Source organism: Actinokineospora lacus, assembly GCF_053813445.1.
Genome location: NZ_JBQERA010000002.1, coordinates 196,476 through 220,218 on the forward strand (window position 1 = coordinate 196,476; position 23,743 = coordinate 220,218).

Sequence of the window (23,743 nt, forward strand, 5' to 3'; positions counted from 1 at the left end):
TTGCCGCAGGTTGCGGCCGGGGAAAGAATCCAGGCAGTGCCGCTTCCTGAAAGCGGTATTGCCGGTGGCTCGCGCGCATTGTTTGACTAGGCAGCCGAGTCGGTCCTTCTCCAGCGAGGTGAACAGTCCATGTCCGGAGCTCGACTCCCGCTCACCGCGGCTCAATCGGGAATGTGGCTGGCCCAGGCCGCCGACCCCGGCAACCCCATGTTCGCCATCGCCGAGTGCGTCGACATCACCGGCGAGGTCGACATCGACCGCCTCGCCGCCGCCCTGCGCCAGGTCGTCGCCGAGACCGAGGTCCTGCGCCTGCGCTTCATCGACGACGGCGACAGCGTCTGGCAAACCGTCGACCCGCCGTCCCGCTTCGCCGACTGGTCGCCGGAGATCGTCGACTCGCCCTCGCGGGACTGGATGGCCAGGGCCGCCGCGGCGCCCATGGACATCACCACCGACCCGGTGTTCACCTTCGCCCTGCTGCGCACCGCCCCCGACCGCGTGGTGTGGTTCAACCGCATCCACCACGCCGCCGTCGACGGCCTCAGCGGCTCGCTCATCGCGCAGCGCGTCGCCGAGATCTACAATGGACAGACCGGCACACCGTTCGGCCCGGTCTCCGCCCTCATCGACGCCGACGCCGCCTACCGCGCCTCGGACCAGTTCGCCCAGGACCGCGCCTACTGGACCGACCGCTTCGCCGCCCGACCCCGGCCGGTCACCCTCGCGGGCCGCCCCGCCACCATCCCCGGCGACCACCTGCGCCTGCCCGGCCCCGTCGACCCCGCGGACGCCGCCACCCTGCGCACCGCGGCCCGCGAGGCGGGCGCGAGCTGGCCCGCCGTCGTCGTCGCCGGGATCGCCGCCTACCTGCACCGCCGCTCCGAGGCCGCCGACATCGTCCTGGGCCTGGCCGTCGCCGCCCGCCAGGACCGCGCCACCAAGGCCATTCCCGGCATGGTGTCGAACTCGGTGCCCCTGCTGGTCCAGGTCGCTCCACACGCGACAGTCGAAGACATCATCCGCGCGACCAACACCGAACTGCGCGCCGCCCTGCGCCACCAGCGCTACCGCTACGAGGACCTGCACCGCGACCTCGGCCTGGCGGGCGCGCGGCTCTGGGGCCCCGAGGTCAACCTCCTGATGACCGCCCCGACACTGCGCTTCGGTGAGGCCACCGCCACCGTCCGCGGCTTCTCCGTCGGCCCCGAGGAAGACCTCTCCATCGTCCTGGACAACCGCCACCCCGGCGACGGCTTCCACCTCGACCTGCACGCCAACGCCCACCTCTACACCCCCACCACCCTCACCGCCCACCGCGACGCCCTCCTGACCTTCCTCACCCACTTCGCCACCTCCCCCACCACCGCCCTGCGCGACCTCCCTCTCGACCCCATCCCGACCGACACCACCCCGGGCACCTCCAGCAACGGGTTCGCCGCCAACAGCGCTGCCACCAACAGGGCCGCCACCAACGGCGTCTTCACCAACGGCGGCGCCCGTGACCACATCGGCCCCAACGGCAATGCCACCGACCACACCGCCTCGAACCACATCCCCACCGACCTGTCAAACGCCCATCCACAGCCCGCCAAGTTGTCCACAGCTCCCGGCGATCACCCGATCGTGACCCCGGGCGCGGGTAGACTGGACCAGGGGACGCCCCCCAGGGATGGGCGGGGGCTGCGCCCCCCCGGGTTCGCGGCTGGTTTCGATGGTGTGGATGGGGTTTCGCGGCTGTGCGGGTTGTTCGCGCAGGTGTTGAAGGTGCCGGAGGTCAAGGCTTCGGACAGTTTCTTCGAGTTGGGTGGGCAGTCGCTGTCGGCGGTTCGGCTGGTCAGCCGGATTCGGGCGGCATTCGGGGTCGAGCTGTCGGTTCGGGCGGTGTTCGAGGCCGGGTCGGTGGGGGAGTTGGCGCGGCGGCTGGGGTTGGCGGGGGTGGCTCGGGCCGGGTTGGCGCCGATGGCGCGGCCCGCGCGGGTGCCGCTGTCGTTCGCGCAGCGGCGGTTGTGGTTCCTCAACCAGCTCGACGACCACAGCCACGTCTACAACCACGGGCTGGCCCTGCGGCTGACCGGCGACCTCGACCGCGAGGCGCTCACCGCCGCGCTGAACGACGTCGTCGCCCGGCACGAGAGCCTGCGCACCGTGTTCCCGCAGGACGACGGCAACCCCTACCAGGAGATCCTGGCCGAGGCGCCCGTCGAGCTGTCGGTCCACGACGTGGCCGAGGTGGGCCACGCCCTCACCGAGGCGGTCAGCGTCGGGTTCGACCTGGCGACCCAGCGCCCGCTCAAGGCGCACTTGTTCACCCAGTCGTCCGACGAGCACGTGCTCCTGATCGTGATGCACCACATCATCAGCGACGGCTGGTCCCTCGCCCCGCTCACCGCCGACCTGGCCACGGCCTACGCCGCCCGCACCGCGAACGAAGCACCACAGTGGACTCCGCTGCCGGTGCAGTACGCCGACTTCGCCCTCTGGCAGCGCGACGTGCTCGGCGACGAGGACGACCCGGGCAGCGCCTTCGCCAAGCAGCTGGACTACTGGCGCACGGCGCTGGCGGGCATCCCCGAGGAGCTTCCCCTCCCGCTGGACCGCCCCCGCCCCGCCGTCCCGTCCGGCCGCGGCGACACCGTCGCGGTCACCGTGCCCGCCGATGTGCACGCCGCCTTGGCCGCGCTCGCCCGCGACCGCCAGGCCAGCGTGTTCATGGTCCTGCGCGCCGCCCTGGCCGTCCTGCTCACCCGCATGGGCTCGGGCACCGACATCGCCATCGGCAGCCCCACCGCGGGCCGCGCCGACGACGCGCTCGACGGGCTGGTCGGCTTCTTCGTCAACACCCTGGTCCTGCGCACCGACACCGCGGGCAACCCGGCCTTCACCGACCTGCTCGACCAGGTCCGCCGGACCGTGCTCGACGCCTACGCCAACCAGGACGTCCCGTTCGAGCGCCTGGTCGAGGCCCTCAACCCGGAGCGCTCGCTGTCGCGGCACCCGCTGTTCCAGGTCTCCCTCGCCGTCCAGGACGCGCCCGCCTCGCACGTGGACCTCGGGGGGATCGCCGCGCGCCCGCACGAGGTCCGGATCGACGCCGCCCGCTTCGACCTCGCCTTCCACCTGGACGAGTCCCCCGACGGCATCCACGGCGCCCTGCGCTTCAACACCGACCTGTTCGACGCCGCCACCGCGAGCGCCGTCGCCGAGCGCTTCCTCGCCGTGCTCCGCCAGGTCGCCGACCGCCCGGGGATCACCGTGGACGCCGTCGACGTCCTGCTCCCCGGCGAGCGCGACCAGATCCTCGGCACCTGGCGGCACACCCCCCAGGACGCGGGCGCCCCCACCTTCCTGGACATGTTCCGAGCCCAGGTCGCCCGCACCCCCGACGCCCCCGCCGTCACCGAGGGCACGACCACCCGCACCTACGCCGAACTCGACGCGGCCTCCACCCGCCTCGCCGCCCACCTGGCGGGCCAGGGCGCGGGCCCGGAGACGCTGGTCGCGCTCGCCCTGCCGCGCTCGGCGGCGATGCTGGAGGCGATCATCGCCGTCCACAAGACCGGCGCCGCCTACCTGCCCATCGACCTGGACTACCCGGTCGACCGCGTGCGCTACATGGTCGAGGACGCCCGCCCGGTCGCCCTGGTCACCACCACCGCCGCGGACCTGCCCGACCTCGGCGTGCCGCCGATGCTGCTGGACCGGATCGAGTTGGCCGCCGCGGACGCCCCCGCCACCGAGGTCGACCCGGCGGGCGCGGCGTACGTCATCTACACCTCCGGCTCCACCGGCAAGCCCAAGGGCGTCGTGGTCGAGCACCGCGCGCTGGCCAACTACATCACCTGGACCGCCGCTGCCTACCCCAGCGCCGCGGGCGTGGCGATCTGGCACGCCTCGGTGTCTTTCGACGCCTCGGTCACCACCCAGTGCACCCCGCTCGCCGTCGGCGGCGCCGTGCACGTCACCGCCCTGACCGGCGAGGACCCCGACGCCGAGCGGGCGCTGGCCGAGCGGCCCTGCACCTTCCTCAAGGGCACCCCCAGCCACCTGCCGTTCCTGGCCGCCCTGCCCGAGCAGTTCTCCCCGACCGGCGAGCTGCTGATGGGCGGTGAGGCGCTGTTCGCCGAGAACATCCGCGACTGGCGCGCCGCGCACCCCGACGCCGTGGTCTACAACGTCTACGGCCCGACCGAGGCCACGGTCAACTGCACCGAGTACCGCATCGAGCCCGGCCAGGAGCTGCCGCCGGGCCCGGTCCCGATCGGCAAGCCGCAGGGCAACGTCGAGATGTACGTCCTCGACGCCCACCTGCGCCCCGTCCCCGCGGGCGTCATCGGCGACCTCTACATCGCCGGCCGCGGCCTGGCCCGCGGCTACCTCGGCAAACCCGACCTCACCGCCACCCGGTTCGTCGCCAACCCGTTCACCGGCGAGCGCATGTACCGCACCGGCGACCTGGCCCGCTGGACCGCCGGAGGCGACCTGGTCTTCCTCGGCCGCGCCGACGACCAGGTCAAGATCCGCGGCTTCCGCATCGAGCTGGGCGAGGTCGAGTCGACCGTCGCCGCCTGCCCCGGCGTCGACGCCGCGGCCGTCATCGTCCGCGAGGACCGCCCCGGCGACAAGCGCCTGGTCGCCTACCTCGTCGGCCCCGCCGACCCGGCCGCGGTCAAGGCCAGGACCGCCGACGCGCTGCCGGAGTACATGGTCCCCTCGGCCTTCGTCACCCTGGACGAGCTGCCGCTCACCCCGAACGGCAAGCTCGACCGCAAGGCCCTCCCCGAGCCCCAGGTCACCGCGGGCGGGCGGGCGCCCAGCACGCCGCGCGAGGCGATCCTCTGTGGACTGTTCGCCGAGGTGCTCGGGCTCGACGAGGTCGGCGTGGACGACGGGTTCTTCGCCCTCGGCGGCCACTCCCTGCTCGCGACCCGCCTGATCAGCCGCATCCGCACCGCGCTGCGCGTGGAACTGCCCGTGCGCGCGGTCTTCGAGGCGCCGAGCGCCGCCGAGCTCGCCCGCCGCGTCGACCGGGCCGACCGGGCCCGCCTGCCGCTGCGCCCCGTCGAGCGCCCGAGCGAGATCCCGCTGTCCTTCGCGCAGCGCCGCCTGTGGTTCCTCACCCAGTTCGACGGCCCCAGCGGCACCTACAACGTCGGCCTGTCCCTGCGCCTGACCGGCGCGCTGGACCGCGACGCCCTGGCCCAGGCGCTCGACGACGTCATCGCCCGCCACGAGAGCCTGCGCACCGTCTTCCCCGACACCGACGGCAGGCCGCGCCAGCAGGTCACCGACATCCGCGCGCGCCTTTCCATTGTGGACACACAGGACGTGGCCAGGGACCTGGCCGCCGAGGCGGGCCGCGGCTTCGCCCTCGACACCGCCCCGCCGCTGCGCGCCACCCTGTTCGCGGTGAGCGAGACCGAGCACGTCCTGCTCATCGTCCTGCACCACATCATCAGCGACGGCTGGTCGGCCGCCCCGCTCGCGGGCGACCTCTCCACCGCCTACGCGGCCCGCGCCCACGGCCGCGCACCACAGTGGACACCCCTGCCGGTCCAGTACGCCGACTACGCCCTGTGGCAGCGCGAAGCCCTCGGCAGCGAAGACGACGAGAACAGCGCCATCTCCGCCCAGCTCGCCTACTGGAAGGCCAACCTCGACGGCCTGCCGGAGGAACTGGACCTGCCCACCGACCGCCCCCGCCCCGCCGAGGCGGGCTACGCGGGCGGGACCGTGCCCTTCCGCGTCGACGCCGACACCCACCGCGCGCTGACCGGGCTGGCGCGCCGCCACCAGTCGAGCCTGTTCATGGTCGTGCAGGCCGCCCTCGCCGCCCTGCTCGGCAAGATCGGCGGCGGCCGGGACATCCCCATCGGCAGCCCCATCGCCGGGCGCACCGACGACGCCGTCGAGCCGCTGATCGGCTTCTTCATCAACACCGTCGTCCTGCGCACCGACCTCGCAGGCGACCCCACCTTCGCCGAGCTGCTCGACCGGGTCCGCCAGAACGTCCTGGACGCCTACGCCAACCAGGACGTGCCCTTCGAGCGCCTGGTCGAGGTGCTCAACCCGGTCCGCTCCCTGGCCCGCCACCCGCTGTTCCAGGTGTCGCTGAGCCTGGAGAACAACCCGCCCGCGCGGCTGGAGCTGCCCGGCCTGACCGTGCGCGAGGAGCCGGTCGACGTCCGGATCGCCAAGTTCGACCTGGCCTTCCACTTCACCGAGACCCCCGAGGGCATCGACGCCCACCTCGACTACCGCACCGACCTCTACGACCACGCCACCGCCGAGCGCCTCTGCCAGTGGCTCGGCGCGATCCTCACCGCCGCCGCCCAGCGGCCCGACGCGCGCCTGACCGACATCAGCGTCCTGACCGAGGAGCAGACCCGCCAGGTCCTGCACGACTGGAACGACACCGGCGACACCGAACCGGCCACCTTCCCGGCGCTGTTCGCCGCCCAGCGCGACCGCACCCCGCACGCGCCCGCCGTCATCGCCGAGGACACGACCCTGTCCTACCGCGACCTCGACGCCGCCGCGAACCGCCTCGCGCACGAGCTGATCGCCCGCGGCATCGGGCGCGAGGACATCGTCGCCCTGGTCATGGGCCGCAGCACCGAGTCGGTCGTCGCCACGCTCGCGGTGCTGAAGGCGGGCGCGGCCTACCTGCCCGTCGACCCGGACTACCCGCCGGACCGCATCGCCTACATGCTCGCCGACGCCGCGCCCAAGGCCATCCTCACCACCACCGCCGAGCGCCCCCCGAACACCGAGGACGCCCTCTGCGTCGACCAGCTGGGCGAGGGCCCCACCCACGACCCCGGCGTCGAGGCCTGCCTGGACAACCCGGCCTACGTCATCTACACCTCCGGCTCCACCGGCAGGCCCAAGGGCGTCGTCGTCACCCACCGCGGCATCGCCGCCTTCACCGCCACCGAGGCCGAGCGCTTCGCCGTCACCGCCGACAGCCGGGTCCTGCGGTTCTCCTCGCCCAGCTTCGACGCCTCCGTCCTGGAGCTGTGCATGGCGCTGCTGACCGGCGCCGCCGTCGTCATCCCCCCGCCCGGCCCGCTCGCCGACGAGGCCCTCGCCGACGTGCTGGCCCGGCACCGGGTCACCCACGCGCTGATCCCGCCGACCGCGCTGGCCAGCGTCCCGCCCACCGACCTGCCAGACTTCGCCACCCTCATCGTCGGCGGCGAGGCGTGCACCGCCGAGCTGGTGCGCCGCTGGGCCGACGGCAGGCGCATGGTCAACGCCTACGGCCCCACCGAGTCCACCGTCGCGGCCACCATGAGCGATCCGCTCACCCCCGCCACCGCCGTCCCGCCGATCGGCAAGCCGGTGCGCGGCACCAGCGTCTACCTCCTCGACGCCGCCTTGCGCCCCGTCCCGCCCGGCGTCACCGGCGAGCTGTACGTCTCCGGCGCGGGCCTGGCCCGGGGCTACCTGCGCAGGCCGGGGCTCACCGCCGAGCGCTTCGTCGCCGACCCGATCGCGGGCGGGCGGATGTACCGCACGGGCGACCTGGCCCGCTGGGACACCCACGGCGACCTGCACTACCTGGGCCGCGCCGACGACCAGGTCAAGCTGCGCGGCTTCCGCATCGAGCTGGGCGAGGTGGAGGCGGTGCTGACCCGGCACCCGGCCGTCGACCACGCCGCGGTGGTCATCCGCGAGGACAAGCCGGGCGTCAAGCGCCTGGTCGCCTACCTCGTCACCGCCGCGGACCCGGCCCAGGTCCGCGACCACGCCGCGGCCACCCTGCCCGGCTACATGGTCCCCGCCGCGTTCGTCACCCTCGACGCGCTGCCGCTGACCCCCAACGGCAAGCTCGACCGCAAAGCCCTGCCCGCCCCCGACTTCGCCGCCCTGGCGGGCACCCGCGCCGCCCGCACGCCGGCCGAAGCGATCCTCTGTGGACTCTACGCCGAGCTGCTGGGCCTGCCCGCCGTCGGCATCGACGACAGCTTCTTCGAACTCGGCGGCGACAGCATCGTCTCCATCCAGCTGGTCAGCCGGGCCCGCAAGGCCGGGCTGGTGTTCGCCGCGCGGGACGTCTTCACCCACAAGACCCCCGCCGACCTCGCCGCCGTGGCCACCACCGAGGCCGAGGAACAGGGCGAGGACCGCGCCGAGGCGTTCGGCGAGGTGCCGTTCACCCCGATCATGCACTGGCTGGCCGAGCGCGGCGGCCCCATCGGCCGCTTCAGCCAGTCCGCGCTGCTGCGCACCCCGGCCGACTGCGACGCCGACCGGCTCCGCGCCGCCCTGCAGAAGGTCCTCGACCACCACGACATGCTGCGCGCCCGGCTCGGCGCCTGGTCGCTGACCGTGCCCGAGCCCGGCGACCGCGTCGACCTGCGCCGTGTCGACACCGGCTCGGATTATTACGGCGAGGCCGACGCCGCGCTCGACCGGCTCTCGCCCGAGACCGGCCGGATGGTCTGCGCGGTGTGGTTCGCCGAGCCCGGCGTGCTCCTGCTCGTCATCCACCACCTGGTGGTCGACGGGGTCTCCTGGCGCATCCTGCTGCCCGACCTCGTCGCCGCCTGGGAAGGCACGGAGCTGGCCCCGGTCCCCACGTCCTTCCGGACCTGGGCCCGCTCCTCTGCCCCGCCCACCGCGGAACTCGACCACTGGAAGTCCACGACGGACGAACCCGCCGACCTGGTCACCGGCCCCCTGACCGACACCGCCGCCACCGCCCGCCGCCACACCACCACCCTGCCGCCGGAGATCACCGAGCCGCTGCTGGGCAGCGTCCCGGCCGCCTTCCACGCCGGTCCGGCCGACGTGCTGGCCACCGGCCTGGCGCTGGCGGTGGCCGAGTGGCGGCGCAGGCGCGGCCTGCCCGGCGACGACGTGCTCATCGACCTGGAAGGCCACGGCCGCGGCGACGGTGTGGACCGCACCGTCGGCTGGTTCACCAGCCTCTACCCGGTCCGGCTGCGGCCGGGGCCCTGGGACGGCGACGTCGCCGACGCCTTGCGCACGGTGAAGGAACAGCTGCGCGCGGTCCCCGAGGACGGCACCGGCTACGGCCTGCTCCGCTACCGCGGCGGCTTCACCCCGCGCGCCACGCCCCAGGTCGCGCTCAACTACCTGGGCAGGGTGAGCGTCGGCGCGGACACCGGCGACTGGACCCTCATCGCCGCCGACCTGCCCGCGGGCGACCCCGAGGCGCCCCTGACGCACCCGGTGACCCTCAACGCCATCACCCACGACGGCCCGGACGGGCCGACCATGGTCGCCACCTGGACCTGGGCCCCCGGCCTGCTCGACGCCGTCGAGCTGGCCGACCTCACCGACAGCGCGCTGCGGCTGCTGGCCCGCTGCGCCGACGCGGGCGGGCACACCCCGTCGGACCTGTCGCTGCTGTCGCTGTCGCAAGACGAGATCACCATGCTGGAAGCCGAGTGGAGGACATTGCAATGACGAGGCAAGGGCCTGAGGACATCCTGCCGCTGTCGCCGCTGCAGGAGGGCCTGCTTTTCCACTCGCTCTACGACGAGCAGGCGCCCGATGTGTACACCGTCCAGGTCGCCATCGAGCTCCACGGCGCCCTCGACGCGAGCGCCCTGCGCGCCGCGGCCGACGCGCTGCTGCGCCGCCACGCCAACCTGCGCGCCGGGTTCGTGCACGGCAAGCTGCGCAGGCCCGTGCAGCTCATCGCCCGCGAGGTCGCGCTGCCCTGGTCCGAAGTGGACTGCGACGAGGCCGGGCTGGCCGCGCTGCGGCGCGAGGAGCAGGCCCGCCGCTTCGAGCTGAACCGCCCGCCGCTGATCCGCTTCCTGCTGGCCCGCCTCGCCGCCGACCGGCACGTCCTGGTGGTCACCAACCACCACATCCTGCTCGACGGCTGGTCCATGCCGGTGCTCATCGGCGAGCTTTTCCAGCTCTACGACGGCGCCACCCTGCCGCGCGTCACCCCGTTCCGCGACTACCTCGGCTGGCTGGCCGCCCAGGACCGCCCCGCCGCCGAGAACGCCTGGCGCGCACTGCTGTCCGATGTGGACGAGCCCACCCTGCTGGGGGCCACGCGGGCGGTCGACCCGACGGCCACCGGCCGCGTCGAGGTCGCGCTCAGCGCCGAGGAGACGGCGGAGCTGTCGGCCCTGGCGCGCACGCGCGACCTGACCCTGAACACCGTGGTGCAGGCCGCGTGGGCGCAGGTGCTGGCCCGGCTGACCGGGCGCGCCGACGTCGTGTTCGGCTCGATCGTCTCCGGCCGCCCCGCCGAGCTGCCCGGCGTCGAGCGGATGGTCGGCCTGCTGATCGGCATGGTCCCGGTGCGCGTGGCCGTCGACCCGGCCCGCCCGCTGCTCGGCCTGCTGGCCGACGTCGCCGCCCAGCAGACCGCGATGATGGCCCACCAGCACCTCGGCCTCGCCGACATCCAGCGCGCCGCCGGGCAAGGCGAGCTGTTCGACACCGCCATGGTGTTCGAGAACTACCCGGTCGCCGCCGGGTCCGAGCTGCCCGGCGGCCTGCGGCTGGGCAGCGTCGACGCCCGCGACCGCGGCCACTACCCGCTCTACCTCAACGCCTCGGTCCACGGCGAGCGGCTGACGCTGCGGCTCAACCACCAGACCGAGGTGTTCACCACCGCCGAGGTCACCGCCGTCGGCGAGAGCCTGCTGCGGGTGCTGCGCGCGGTCGTCACCTCGGGCGACACCCCGGTCGGCGCGCTCGACGTGCTCGACCCGGCGCTGCGCTCGCGGCTCGACGCCTGGAGCGCGGGCGTGCCCGCGCACCCGGCCGCCACCGTCGTCTCGCTGTTCGAGGCCCACACCGAGGGCACCGCCATCACCGGCGACTTCGGCACCCACACCTACGCCGAGCTCAACGCCGCCGCCAACCGCCTCGCCCGTGAGCTCCTCGCCCGAGGGGTGCGGCCGGAGTCGCGGGTCGCGCTGGTGCTGCCCCGCTCGGTCCAGCAGGTCACCGCCGTGCTGGCCGTGCTCAAGGCGGGCGCGGCGTACGTGCCGGTGGACCCGGAGTACCCGGCCGAGCGGATCGCCTACCTGCTCACCGACTCCGCGCCCGCCGCGGTGCTCACCACGGCCGCGCTGGCCGATCGCCTGCCGGTGCCCGCGATCGTGCTGGACGACCTCGCCCTCGACCACGACGCGGCCAACCTGGACCTGCCGATCGACCCCGCCCAGGCCGCCTACGTCATCTACACCTCCGGCTCCACCGGCAAGCCCAAGGGCGTGGTCGTCTCCCACGCCGGGGCCACGAGCCTGCTCGCGTCCCAGATGGACGGTCTGGCCGTCGGCCGCGACAGCCGGGTGCTGCAGTTCGCCTCGCCGAGCTTCGACGCGGCGTTCTGGGAGCTGTGCATGGGCCTGCTCTCCGGCGCCCGGCTGGTCCTCGGCACCCGCGAGCGCCTGCTGCCCGGCCCCGGCCTGGCCGCGCTGTGCGCGGAGAACGGCGTCACCCACGCCACCATCCCGCCCGCCGCGCTCGGCGCGATCCCGGCCCTGCCCGACGGGATGACCCTGGTCGTCGCCGGTGAGGCCAGCTCGCCGGACCTCATCGACCGCTGGTGCGCCGACCGGCGCATGGTCAACGCCTACGGGCCCACCGAGACGACGGTCTGCGCGACCATGAGCGCCCCGCTGGCCCCCGGCAACGGCGCCCCGCCGATCGGCCGCGCGGTCCACGGCGCCCGCGTGTACGTCCTGGACGGCGCGCTGCGCCCGGTGCCCGCCGGTGTCGCGGGCGAGCTGTACATCTCCGGCGCCGGTCTGGCCCGCGGCTACCTGGACCGCCCCGGCCTCACCGCGGGCCGGTTCGTCGCCGACCCGTTCGGCGGTCCCGGGGCGCGGATGTACCGCTCCGGCGACGTCGTGCGCTGGAGCGCCAGCGGTGACCTGGAGTTCGTCGGCCGCGCCGACGACCAGGTGAAGGTGCGCGGGTTCCGCGTGGAGCTGGGCGAGGTGACCGCGGCGGTGTCCGCGCACCCGGCCGTCAGCCAGGCCGCCGTCGTGGCCGTGCCCGACCGCCACGGCGACAACCGGCTCGTCGCCTACACCGTGGGCGGCGACCCCGAGAGCATCCGGTCCTTTGTGGCCGCTTCACACCCCGAGCACCTGGTGCCCGCGGCGGTCGTCGTGCTCGACGCGCTCCCGGTGACCACCAACGGCAAGCTCGACCGCCGCGCCCTGCCCGCGCCCGACTTCGGCGCGGCCACCGCGGGCCGCACCGCCCGCGGCCCGCGCGAGGAGCTGCTGTGCCAGCTGTTCGCCGAAGTCCTTGACCTGCCCCGGTTCGGCGTCGACGACGACTTCTTCGCCCACGGCGGCCAGTCGCTGCTCGCCACCCGGCTGGTCAGCCGCATCCGCGCGGCCTTCGACGTCGAGCTGGAGGTGCGCGCGCTGTTCGAGTCGCCCACCGTCGCCGGGCTGTCGCGCCGCCTGGACTCCGGCGCGTCGGTCGGGGCCGCGCTGCGCCCGTACGCCCGGCCCGCGGAGATCCCGCTGTCCTCGGCCCAGCACCGCCTGTGGTTCCTGCACACGCTGGAAGGCCGCAGCGGCACCTACAACATCCCCGCGGCCCTGCGGCTGACCGGCGACCTCGACGTCGCCGCGCTGACCGCCGCGCTCGGCGACATCGTGGAGCGCCACGAGAGCCTGCGCACCATCTACCCGGACAGCGACGGCACACCGCGCCAGGAGATCCTGACCGGCGCCGCGGTCGAGCTGACCATTGTGGACGTCACCGAGGCCGACCTGGCCGACGCGCTGGCGACCGCGCAGAACACCGGGTTCGACCTGGCCGCCGAGCTGCCCGTGCGCGCCCACCTGTTCCGCCTGGGCGCGACCGACCACGTCCTGCTGCTGGTGATGCACCACATCGCCGCCGACGGCGGCTCGGCCGCCCCTATCGGCCGCGACCTGTCCACCGCCTACACCGCCCGCGTCCGCGGCGAGGCCCCGGCATGGTCCCCGCTACCCGTCCAGTACGCCGACTACACCCTGTGGCAAAAGGACATCCTGGGCAGCGACGACGACCCGAGCAGCCCGCTGGGCCGCCAACTGGCGTACTGGAAGCAGAACCTCGCGGACCTGCCCGACGAGCTGGCCCTGCCGGTCGACCGCCCGCGCCCGGCCGAGCAGTCCTACCGCGGCGGCTCGCTGCGCTTCCAGGTCCCCGCCGACCTGCACGCCCGGCTCGCCGACCTGGCCAAGGCCCACCAGGTCAGCATGTTCATGCTCACCCAGGCCGCCCTCGCCGCCGTCCTCACCCGCCTGGGCGCGGGCACCGACATCCCCATCGGCAGCCCGGTCGCGGGCCGCGCCGACGAGGCCCTCGACGACCTGGTCGGCCTGTTCAGCAACACGATCGTCCTGCGCGCCGACACCTCCGGCGAGCCGACCTTCGCCGACCTGCTGGCCAGGACCCGGCAGAACGTGCTGGCCTCCTTCGCCAACCAGGACGTCCCCTTCGAGCGCCTGGTCGAGGTGCTGAACCCGGCCCGCTCGCTGGCCCGCCACCCGCTGTTCCAGGTGATGCTGGCGTTCCAGAACAACGAGTCCGGCGCGCTGGAGCTGCCGGGCCTGACCGCCGCGCAACTGCCCACCGACGTCACCGTCGCCAAGTTCGACCTGGAGCTGGAGCTGGCCGAGCGCCTGGTCGACGGCGCCCCCGCGGGCATCGACGCCCTGGTGGAGTACAGCGCCGACCTGTTCGACCCCGCGGGCGTGCGGCGCGTCGCCGAGGCCTTCCTGCGCTTCCTGAGCGGTGTCGCCGCCGACCCGGCGCAGCCCATCACCCGGGTGGAGATCCTGACCGACGCCGAGCGCGCCGAACTCCTCGCCCTGCGCGACGACGCCGCCCTGGCCGCCTTCGCCGAGGTCCGCGCGACCGGCGCCTACGTGCTCGACCCGCGCCTGCGCCCGGTCCCGGTCGGCGTGCCCGGCCAGCTCTACGTGGCGGGCACCGGCAGCGGGGACCGCTTCGTCGCCGACCCCTTCGGCGCGCGCGGCACCCGCATGTACCGCACGGGGGAGACCGCCCGCTGGCGTCCCAACGGGACACTGGAGATCATCGTCCCGCCCACTGTGGACACCGGTGGTGACACCCCGTCGGGGCGCGGTCCGCGCACCCCGCGCGAGCAGGTGCTCTGCGAGCTGTTCGCCGAGATCCTGAAGGTGGACGAGGTCAGCGTCGATGACGGCTTCTTCGACCTGGGCGGGCACTCGCTGTCGGCGATCCGCCTGGTGAACCGCATCCGCGCGGTGTTCGACGTGGACGTCTCGGTGCGCACGCTGTTCGAGGCGCAGTCCGTGGCCGCCCTCGCCGAGCGCCTCGGCCTGGCCGCGGGCCGCCCGGCCCTGCGCGCCCGGCCCCGCCCGGACGAGGTCCCGCTGTCGTTCTCCCAGCGCCGCATGTGGTTCGTCAACCGCCTCGACGGCTCGGGCAGCACCTATCACGTCCCGCTCGCCCTGCGCCTGACCGGCGACCCCGACGTCGCCGCCCTGCGCAACGCCCTGGGCGACCTCGTCGCCCGGCACGAGACCCTGCGCACGGTGTTCCCCGAGACCGACGGCGTCCCTCGCCAGCTGGTGCTCGACCCCGAGATCGCCCGCCCCGCCCTGTCGGTGGCCCCGGTGAGTGACCTGGACGCCCAGCTCACCGCCGCCGCGTCCGTCGAGTTCGACCTGACCCGCGACACCCCGCTGCGCGCCCACCTGTTCGCGCTGGGGGAACGCGACCACGTCCTGCTCCTGGTCATGCACCACATCGCCACCGACGGCTGGTCCGCGGGCCCGCTGGCGCGGGACTTCTCCACCGCCTACACCGCCCGCCTGGGCGGCGGCGCTCCACAGTGGAGCCCGCTGCCGGTCCAGTACGCCGACTACGCCCTGTGGCAGCGGGAAGTCCTCGGCACCGAGGACGACCCGGGCTCCGCCATCAGCGCGCAGACCGACTACTGGCGCACCCGCCTGGCGAACCTGCCCGAGGCCATCGACCTGCCGGTGGACCACCCGTACCCGGCCGAGGCCGACTACGACGGCGCCGAACTGTGGTTCGACGTGCCCGCCGACCTCCACGCCCGGCTGTCCACCGTGGCCCGATCGGCCGACGCCAGCATGTTCATGCTCGTGCAAGCCGCGTGGTCGGCCCTGCTGACCCGCCTCGGCGCGGGCACCGACATCCCCATCGGCACCGCCATCGCGGGCCGCGGCGACGAGGCCCTCGACGACCTGGTCGGCTTCTTCGTCAACACCCTGGTCCTGCGCACCGACACCGCGGGCGACCCGACCTTCACCGAGCTGCTGGCCCGCGTGAAGGACGACGTGCTGACCGCCCACGCCAACCAGGACGTCCCCTTCGAGCGCCTCGTCGACATCCTCAACCCGGCCCGCTCCCTGGCCAGGCACCCGCTGTTCCAGGTGGCCCTGGTCTTCGAGAACCGCCCCGACACCGCGCTCGCACTGCCCGGCCTGACCCTGGCCCCGCACGCGGTCTCCCTGGGCGCGGCCAAGGTCGACCTCTCCCTGAGCCTCGGCGAGAACCCGACCGGCGGCATGCGCGGCTTCCTCCAGTACCGCAAGGACCTCTTCGAGCCCGCGACCGCCACCGCCATCACCACCCGCCTGCTCCGCCTGCTCGACGGCATCGCCACCCACCCCGAGCACCCCATCGGCGCCATCGACATCCTCACCCCCGACGAGCGCCACACCCTGCTGACCACCTACAACACCACCACCCGCCCCGAACCCACCACGACCGTCACCGCCCAGTTCGAGGCCCAGGCCACCCGGACCCCCACCGTGACCGCCCTCACAGCCGCCCCGCCCCCCGGCGCCGCCGCTGTCTCCCCCACCCCCGCTCCCACCAGCGCAAGCACCACCCCCCATACCGCAACCGCACCCTCGGGCGCCGCCACTTATCCACAACCCCCGGAGTTGTCCACACCCCCGTCCGCACCCCTTCCCGCGGCCGCGGGCGCCGGTAGACTGGACCAGGGGTCGCCCCCCGGGGAGTGGTGGGGGCTGCGCCGGGTTCCGTTCGCCGGGGTCTCCTACGCGGAGCTGGACGCGGCGGCCAACCAGTTGGCGCACCTGTTGCGCGGCAAGGGGATTGGGCCGGAGAAGCTGGTCGCGCTGCTGCTGCCGCGCGGGCCGCAGCTGGTGTGCGCGGTGCTGGCGGTGCTCAAGGCCGGTGGCGCGTACCTGCCGATCGACCCGGACTACCCGGCCGACCGCATCGCCTTCCTGCTGGAGGACGGCGCCCCCGCGCTCGTCGTGTCCACTTCGGACCACATCGCCACCGCGGACGTCCTGCTCGACACCGCCGCGCTGGACGAGCAGCCCAGCACGCCGCTCGCCCCGACCGCGACGCTGGACAACAGCGCCTACGTCATCTACACCTCCGGCTCCACCGGCAAGCCCAAGGGCGTGGTGATCGAGCACCGCGCGCTCGCCCAGTACCTCGCCTGGGTCGCCCAGGAGTACCCGGCGGTGTCCGGCACGGCGCTGCTGCACTCGCCGGTCTCCTTCGACCTCACCGTCACCGCGCTGTTCGCCCCGCTGGTCAACGGCGGCCGCGTCCACGTCTCGGCGATGGACGACGTCGTCACCCCGCCCGACGAGTGCACCTTCCTCAAGGCCACCCCGACGCACTTCGCGCTGCTCAACACCCTGCCGCGCGAGTTCTCCCCGACCGGGCAGCTCGTGCTCGGCGGCGAGGCGCTGCTCGGCGAGGCCGTGCAGGCGTGGCGCGACGAGCACCCGGGCACGACCGTGGTCAACGAGTACGGCCCCACCGAGACCACCGTCGGCTGCACCTCCTTCCGCATCGAGCCTGGCGACGCCATCCCCTCCGGCGTGCTCACCATCGGCAAGCCGATCTGGAACACCCGCGCCTTCGTGCTCGACGCCGCGCTCCGGCCGGTCCCGCACGGCGTCGCGGGCGAGCTGTACATCGCGGGCACCCAGCTGGCCCGCGGCTACCTCGGCAGGCCGGGGCTGAGCGCCTCGCGGTTCGTCGCCAACCCGTTCGGCGCGCCGGGGGAGCGCATGTACCGCACCGGCGACGTGGTCCGCTGGGTGCCCGGCGGGGACCTGGAGTTCCTGCGCCGCACTGATGACCAGGTCAAGGTGCGCGGCTTCCGCATCGAGCTCGGCGAGATCGAGGCCGTGCTGGCCGATCACCCCGACGTCGCCCGGCTCGCCGTCGTCGTCCGCGACGACCTGCCCGGCGGTCGCGGCCTGGTCGCCTACGTCGTGCCCGTCGCCGGTCGCAAGCTCGACGCGGCGTCGCTGCGCGGGCACATGGCCGCCGCGCTGCCGGACTACATGGTCCCGGCCGCGTTCGTCAGCCTCGACGCGCTGCCGCTGACGCCCAACGCCAAGCTCGACCGGGCCGCGCTGCCGCTGCCGGTGTTCACCGCGCCCGCCGCCGCGCCCGCGCCGGTCGCGGCGTCGAGCCCGCGCGAGGACGTGCTGTGCGGGCTGTTCGCCGACATCCTCGGGGTGGCCTCGGTCGGGGTCGACGACAGCTTCTTCGACCTCGGCGGCGACAGCATCGTCTCCATCCAGCTCGTCAGCCGCGCCCGCAAGGCCGGCCTGGTGTTCACCACCGCCGACGTGTTCCGCCACAAGACCGTGCGCGAACTCGCCGCCGCGGCCGAGGGCGCCGACCAGGAGGACGAGGCCGTCGACTCCGACAACGGCATCGGCGACGTCGCGCTCACCCCGGTCATGCACTGGCTGCGCGAACTCGGCGGCCCGATCGACGGGTACAACCAGCACGCGCTGGTGCGCACCCCCGCCACCTGCGACGAGGCCCGCCTCGCCGCGACCCTGCAGGCGGTCCTGGACCGCCACGACATGCTCCGCGCCCGGCTGACCAAGGTCGTCGGCGACGTGGTGTGGAGCCTGGAGACCGGCCCGCGCGGCAGCGTCCGCGCCCGCGACGTCCTGCGCACCGTCGAGGTCGACGGCCTGGACGACGCCGCGCTGGAGCAGGTCATCCGCACCGAGGCCGCCGCCGCGAAGGCCGGGCTGGCGCCCGAGTCGGGGCAGATGGCGCAGGCGGTGTGGTTCGACTCCGGCCAGGGCAGGCCGGGTCGGCTGCTGCTGGTGCTGCACCACCTGGTGGTCGACGGCGTGTCCTGGCGCGTGCTGCTGCCGGACCTGGCCACCGCGTGGGAGTCCGTCGGCGTCGGCCTGAGCGCCACGCTGGAGCCGGTGCGGACCTCCTACCGGGAGTGGGCGCAAGCCCTTGCCGCCCAAGCGGCCGCGCCCGCCCGGCTCACCGAGCTGTCGCGGTGGATGCAGGTGCTGGGCGACCCCGGCCACCGGCTCGCCGACCGGCCGCGCACCCCCGCCACGGACGTCGCCGGGGTGACCCAGCAGGTCAACGTCACCCTGCCCACCGAGGTGACCCACGCGCTGCTGTCGGAGGTCACCACCGCCTTCCACGCGGGCGTTGACGAGATCGTCCTCGCCGGGCTGGCGCTGGCGGTCAACCGCACCCGCGGCGACGGCGCCGTCCTGGTGGACCTGGAAGGGCACGGCCGCGAGGACATCGTCGCGGGCCTCGACCTCGCCCGCACCGTCGGCTGGTTCACCAGCCAGTACCCGGTCCGGCTCGACCCCGGCCCCGGCGACGATCTCGCCGCCGCGGTCAAGCGGATCAAGGAGCAGGTGCGCGCGGTGCCGGACAAGGGCATCGGCTACGGCCTGCTGCGCCACCTCAACGCCCAGACCGCGCCCGCCCTCGCCCGCCTGGCCACCCCCGAGATCCTGGTGAACTACCTCGGCCGCTTCACCGTGGCCGACGCCGAGGTCGCCGGGGACTGGGAGATGGTCGCCGCCGACATCCTCGACGACGCCGACCCCGGCCTGCCCGCCGCGCACACCCTGGAGCTGACCGTCTCCGCGCAGGACCTGCCGGACGGCCCGCGCCTGGTGGCGAACTGGGCGTTCCCCGCGACGCTGCTCGAGCGCGCCGAGGTCGAGGCGCTGGCCGCCGAGTGGGCCGCGGTGCTCACCGAGCTGTCCGGGGCCGCGGGCGGCGGGCGCAGCGCCTCGGACCTGACCATGGCCGACCTGCCGCAGGAGGACATCGACCGCCTGGAGGCGCTGGTCCCCGGCTTGACCGACGTCCTGCCGCTCTCGCCGCTGCAGGAGGGCCTGCTGTTCCACGCGGGCTTCACCGAGGGCGAGCTGGACCCGTACACGGTCCAGACGGCCTTCACCCTCGACGGCCCGCTCGACAGCGCCCGTCTGCGTTCCGCTGTGGACGGTCTGCTTCGGCGTCACCCCAACCTGCTGGCGGGCTTCCACTACTCCGGCCTGAGCCGCCCGGTCCAGGTCTACGCCCCGCTCCCGACGCCGTGGTCCGAAGTGGAGCTGGCGGAAAGCGAGTTGCAGGGGTTCCTGGACGCCGACCGCGCCCGCCCCTTCGACCTGGCCGCGCCGCCCCTGCTGCGGTTCACCTTGGTCAGGCTGGCCCCCGAGCGCCACCGACTCGTCTACACAGGACACCACATCCTGATGGACGGCTGGTCCATGCCGCTGCTGGTCGGCGAGCTGATGGACCTCTACCACGGCCGGGAGCTGCCCCCGCCCGCCCCGTTCCGCGACTACCTCACCTGGGCCGCCGCCCAGGACCGCGGCGCGGCCCGCGACGCCTGGCGCGCGGTGGTCGAGGGCATCGAGGAGCCGACGCTGCTCGTGCCCGCCGACCCCGACCGCGACCCGGTCGTGCCGGTGGAGACCACCCTGGAGCTGCCCGAGGACCTGGTGAGCGGCCTGACCGCGCGCTCGCGCGCCCTCGGCGTCACCATCAACACCGTCGTGCAGGCGGCGTGGGCGATCCTGCTCGGCAGGCTCACCGGCCGCGCCGACGTCACCTTCGGCGCCACCGTCTCCGGCCGCCCGCCGGAGGTCCCCGGCGTCGACAGGATGATCGGGCTGCTGATCAACACCCTGCCGGTGCGGGTGCGCGTGGACAACGCCCGCACCCTCGCCGAGACCGTCACCGACCTGCAGATCCAGCAGGCCGAGCTGATGCCGCACCAGTACCTCGGCCTGACCGAGGTCCAGCGCATGGCGGGCGTCGGCGAGCTGTTCGACACCCTGATGGTCTACGAGAACTACCCGGTCGACGAGGAGGGCCTCGCCGCCCGGGAGGACCTGGCGCTGGTCGACGTCGACGCCCGCGACGCCACGCACTACCCGCTGACGCTCCTGGTCGCCGTCGTCGGGCCGAAGCTGTCGCTGACGCTGAGCCACCGCCCCGACCTGTTCTCCACCGACGAGGCGACGGCCATCGGCAGGCGGCTGTTCGCCCTGCTGCGCGCCGTGGCCGAGACCCCGGAGCGGCCCGTCGGCGGCATCGGCGTCCTGCTGCCCGAGGAGCGGGACGCGTGGAACGACACCGCCCGCGAGCTGCCCCCGGCGACCCTGCCGGAGCTGTTCGCCGCCCAGGTCGCCGCGACCCCGGACGCGCCCGCGCTGGTGTTCGGCGAGAGCACCCTGACCTACGCCGAACTCGACGCCCGCGCGTCCCGCCTGGCCCACCTGCTCGCCGAGCGCGGCGCGGGCCCCGACCGCTTCGTCGCCGTCGCGGTCCCGCGCTCGCTGGACCTCGTCGTCGCCCTGTACGCGGTGCACAAGGCGGGGGCGGCGTACGTGCCGATCGACCCGGAGTACCCGGCCGACCGCATCGCCTACCTGCTGTCGGACTCCAAGCCCGCCCTGGTGCTGACCTCCACCGAGGTGCCACTGCCCAGTGTGGACACCCCGGTCGTGGTGCTCGACGACCCCGCGGTGGTCGCCGACCTCGCGTCCCGGCCCACCGGCCACGCGACCCCGGTCGACCCGGCCAACGCCGCGTACGCGATCTACACCTCCGGCTCCACCGGCAAGCCCAAGGGTGCGGTGGTCCCGCACGCGGGCATCGTCAACCGCCTGCGCTGGATGCAGGCCGAGTACGAGTTGAGCGCCGAGGACCGCGTCCTGCAGAAGACCCCGTCGGGTTTCGACGTCTCGGTCTGGGAGTTCTTCTGGCCGCTGATGGTCGGGGCGACGCTGGTCGTCGCCAAGCCCGGCGGCCACCGCGACCCCGCCTACCTGGCGTCGCTGATCCAGGGTGAGGAGATCACCACCGTCCACTTCGTCCCGTCGATGCTGCGCGCCTTCGTCGCCGAACCCACCGCGGAGGACTGCGCGTCGCTGCGCCGCGTCATCTGCAGCGGTGAGGCCCTTCCCGGCGACCTGGCGGCGGAGTTCTTCGGCATCCTCGACTGCGGCCTGCACAACCTCTACGGCCCGACCGAGGCCTCCGTCGACGTCAGCCACTGGACCTGCCGCCCCGCCGACCGCGCCGCCCCGGTCCCGATCGGCCACCCGGTCTGGAACACCGGCCTGCACGTCCTCGACAGCGCCCTGCACCCGGTCCCGGTCGGCTGTGCGGGCGAGCTCTACCTCTCCGGTGTCCAACTGGCCCGCGGCTACGCCAACCGCCCCGACCTGACCGCGACCCGCTTCGTCGCCTCCCCGTTCGCCACCGGCGAACGCCTGTACCGCACCGGCGACATCGTCCGCCGCCGCCCCACCGGCGCCTTGGACTACCTGGGCCGCGCGGACGACCAGGTCAAGATCCGCGGCCTGCGCATCGAACTGGGCGAGATCGAGGCCGCCGTCACAGCCCACCCCGCTGTCTCCGAGGCAGCCGTGGTCGCCCGCGAAGACAACGGCGTGACCCGCCTGGTGGCTTATGTTGTGTCAAACGCCCATCCACAGCCGACGGAGTTGTCCACAGGCGCCTCTGAGGCGCGTGGATCGTCGGTGCCCGCCGGTAGACTGGCCGAGGGGCGTCCCCCCTGGGAGTGGTGGGGGCTGTCCGAGGGAGGGTTTGCCGCCCTCGAGCAGGATTTGCGCGAGTCCTTGGGGCGTGAGCTGCCCGAGTACATGGTGCCGGCGGCGTTCGTCGGGCTTGATGTCCTGCCGCTGACGCCCAACGGGAAGCTGGACCGCAAGGCGCTGCCCGCGCCGGAGTTCGCGGCGGCGGGCCAGGGGCGGGCGCCCGCCGAGGGCCCCGAGCGGGTGCTGTGCGAGCTGTTCGCCGAGGTGCTCGGGATCGACGGGGTCGGGGTCGACGACGACTTCTTCGAACTGGGTGGCGACAGCATCGTCTCCATCCAGCTGGTCGGGCGGGCGCGCAAGGCCGGGCTGGTCCTGACCCCGCGCGAGGTGTTCCAGCACAAGACCCCCGCGGCGCTGGCGCTGGTCGCCGACAGCGCCGACGGCGCGGTCGCCGAGGACCCGTCCTCGGCGGTCGGCACGCTGCCGCTGACGCCGATCATGCGGTGGCTGCTCGGCCGCGGCGGCCCCATCGAGCACTTCCACCAGTCCATGCGGCTGCTCACCCCGCCCGCGTGCGACGAATCGCGGATCGCGGCGGTGCTGCAGGCGGTGCTCGACACCCACGCCGTGCTGCGCGGCAGGCTGCTGCGGGAGACCGAGGAACTGGAGATCGGCAAGCCGGGATCGGTGCGCGCGGAAGCGCTGCTGGACCGCGTGGACATCGCCGACGTGCCCGACGCCGAGCTGGAAAGCCTGATCTACCACCACGTCGACGCCGCGCAGGCCACCCTCTCGCCCGAGGCGGGGATCATGGTGCGCGCGGTCTGGTTCGACGCCGGCCGCGCCGCGCACGGCAAGCTCGTGCTGATGGTCCACCACCTGGTGGTGGACGGCATCTCCTGGCGCGTTCTGCGGCCCGACCTCGCCGCCGCCTGGGAGGCGGTGGCCGCGGGTGTCACCCCGCAGCTGGAGCCGGTCAGGACCTCGTTCCGGCGCTGGGCGCTCGGGCTGGCCGACGCGGCGGAAGCCCGCCGCGGTGAGCTGCCGCTGTGGCGGGACGTGCTGTCCTGCCCCGACCCGGTGCTGGGCTCTCGGGCGCTGGACCCGGCCCGCGACATCGTCAACGCCGCCACCCAGTTCACCGTGACGCTGCCGCCGGAGGTCGCCGGACCGCTGCTGGGCACCGTGCCCGCCGCGTTCCACGCGGCCGTGGACGAGGTGCTGCTCACCGGGCTGGCACTGGCGGTGGCGCGGTGGCGCGGCGCGGAGTCGGCCGTGCTGGTCGACCTCGAAGGCCACGGCCGGGAGGACGTCGTCGCGGGCACCGACCTCTCGCGCACCGTCGGCTGGTTCACCAGCCTGTACCCGGTCCGCCTCGACCCCGGGGCCGCCGAGTGGTCCACAGTGGTCAATGGCGGCGCGGTCGCCGGTGAGGCGATCAAGCGGGTCAAGGAGCAGCTGCGGTCCATTCCGGACAAGGGCGTCGGCTACGGCTTGCTGCGCTACAGCACCGATGTCCCGAGCAACACCCCGCAGATCGGGTTCAACTACCTGGGCCGGTTCGCCGCCGGTGGACCCGCCGAGGCCGCGGACTGGGGGCCGGACCCCGCCGCCGAGGTCCTCGGCGGCGGCGCCGACGCCGGGCTCGCCCTGGCCCACGCCCTGGAGGTCAACGCGGTGACCGTCGACCGGGCCGAGGGGCCGACGCTGTCGGCGACCTGGGCGTGGCCGGTCGAGCTGTTCCCCGAGGCGCGGGTCCGGGAGCTGGCGCGGCTGTGGTTCGACGCGCTGGCCGGGCTGGCCGCGCACGCCGAGGCGCCGGACGCGGGCGGCTTCACCCCCTCCGACCTCGCCCTGGTGTCGCTCTCGCAGGACGAGATCGACGAATTCGACGACGAGCTGAGCTGAGGATG

Annotated in this window: 2 protein-coding genes; both read left to right on the plus strand. The window is 74.2% G+C overall.

Annotated elements, in window-relative coordinates:
• The first annotated feature begins 129 nt into the window (after positions 1 to 129).
• The gene (locus ACTG9Q_RS05510; RefSeq protein WP_455571506.1) at positions 130 to 9,435 is read left to right on the plus strand and encodes an amino acid adenylation domain-containing protein; all 9,306 of its coding nucleotides are present in this window, start codon (positions 130 to 132) and stop codon (positions 9,433 to 9,435) included.
• Entirely contained in the window at positions 9,432 to 23,738 is a 14,307-nt protein-coding gene (locus ACTG9Q_RS05515) for an amino acid adenylation domain-containing protein (protein ID WP_455571507.1), read from the plus strand. Before ACTG9Q_RS05510 ends, ACTG9Q_RS05515 begins: the two co-directional genes overlap by 4 nt.
• The last annotated feature ends 5 nt before the right edge of the window (positions 23,739 to 23,743 follow it).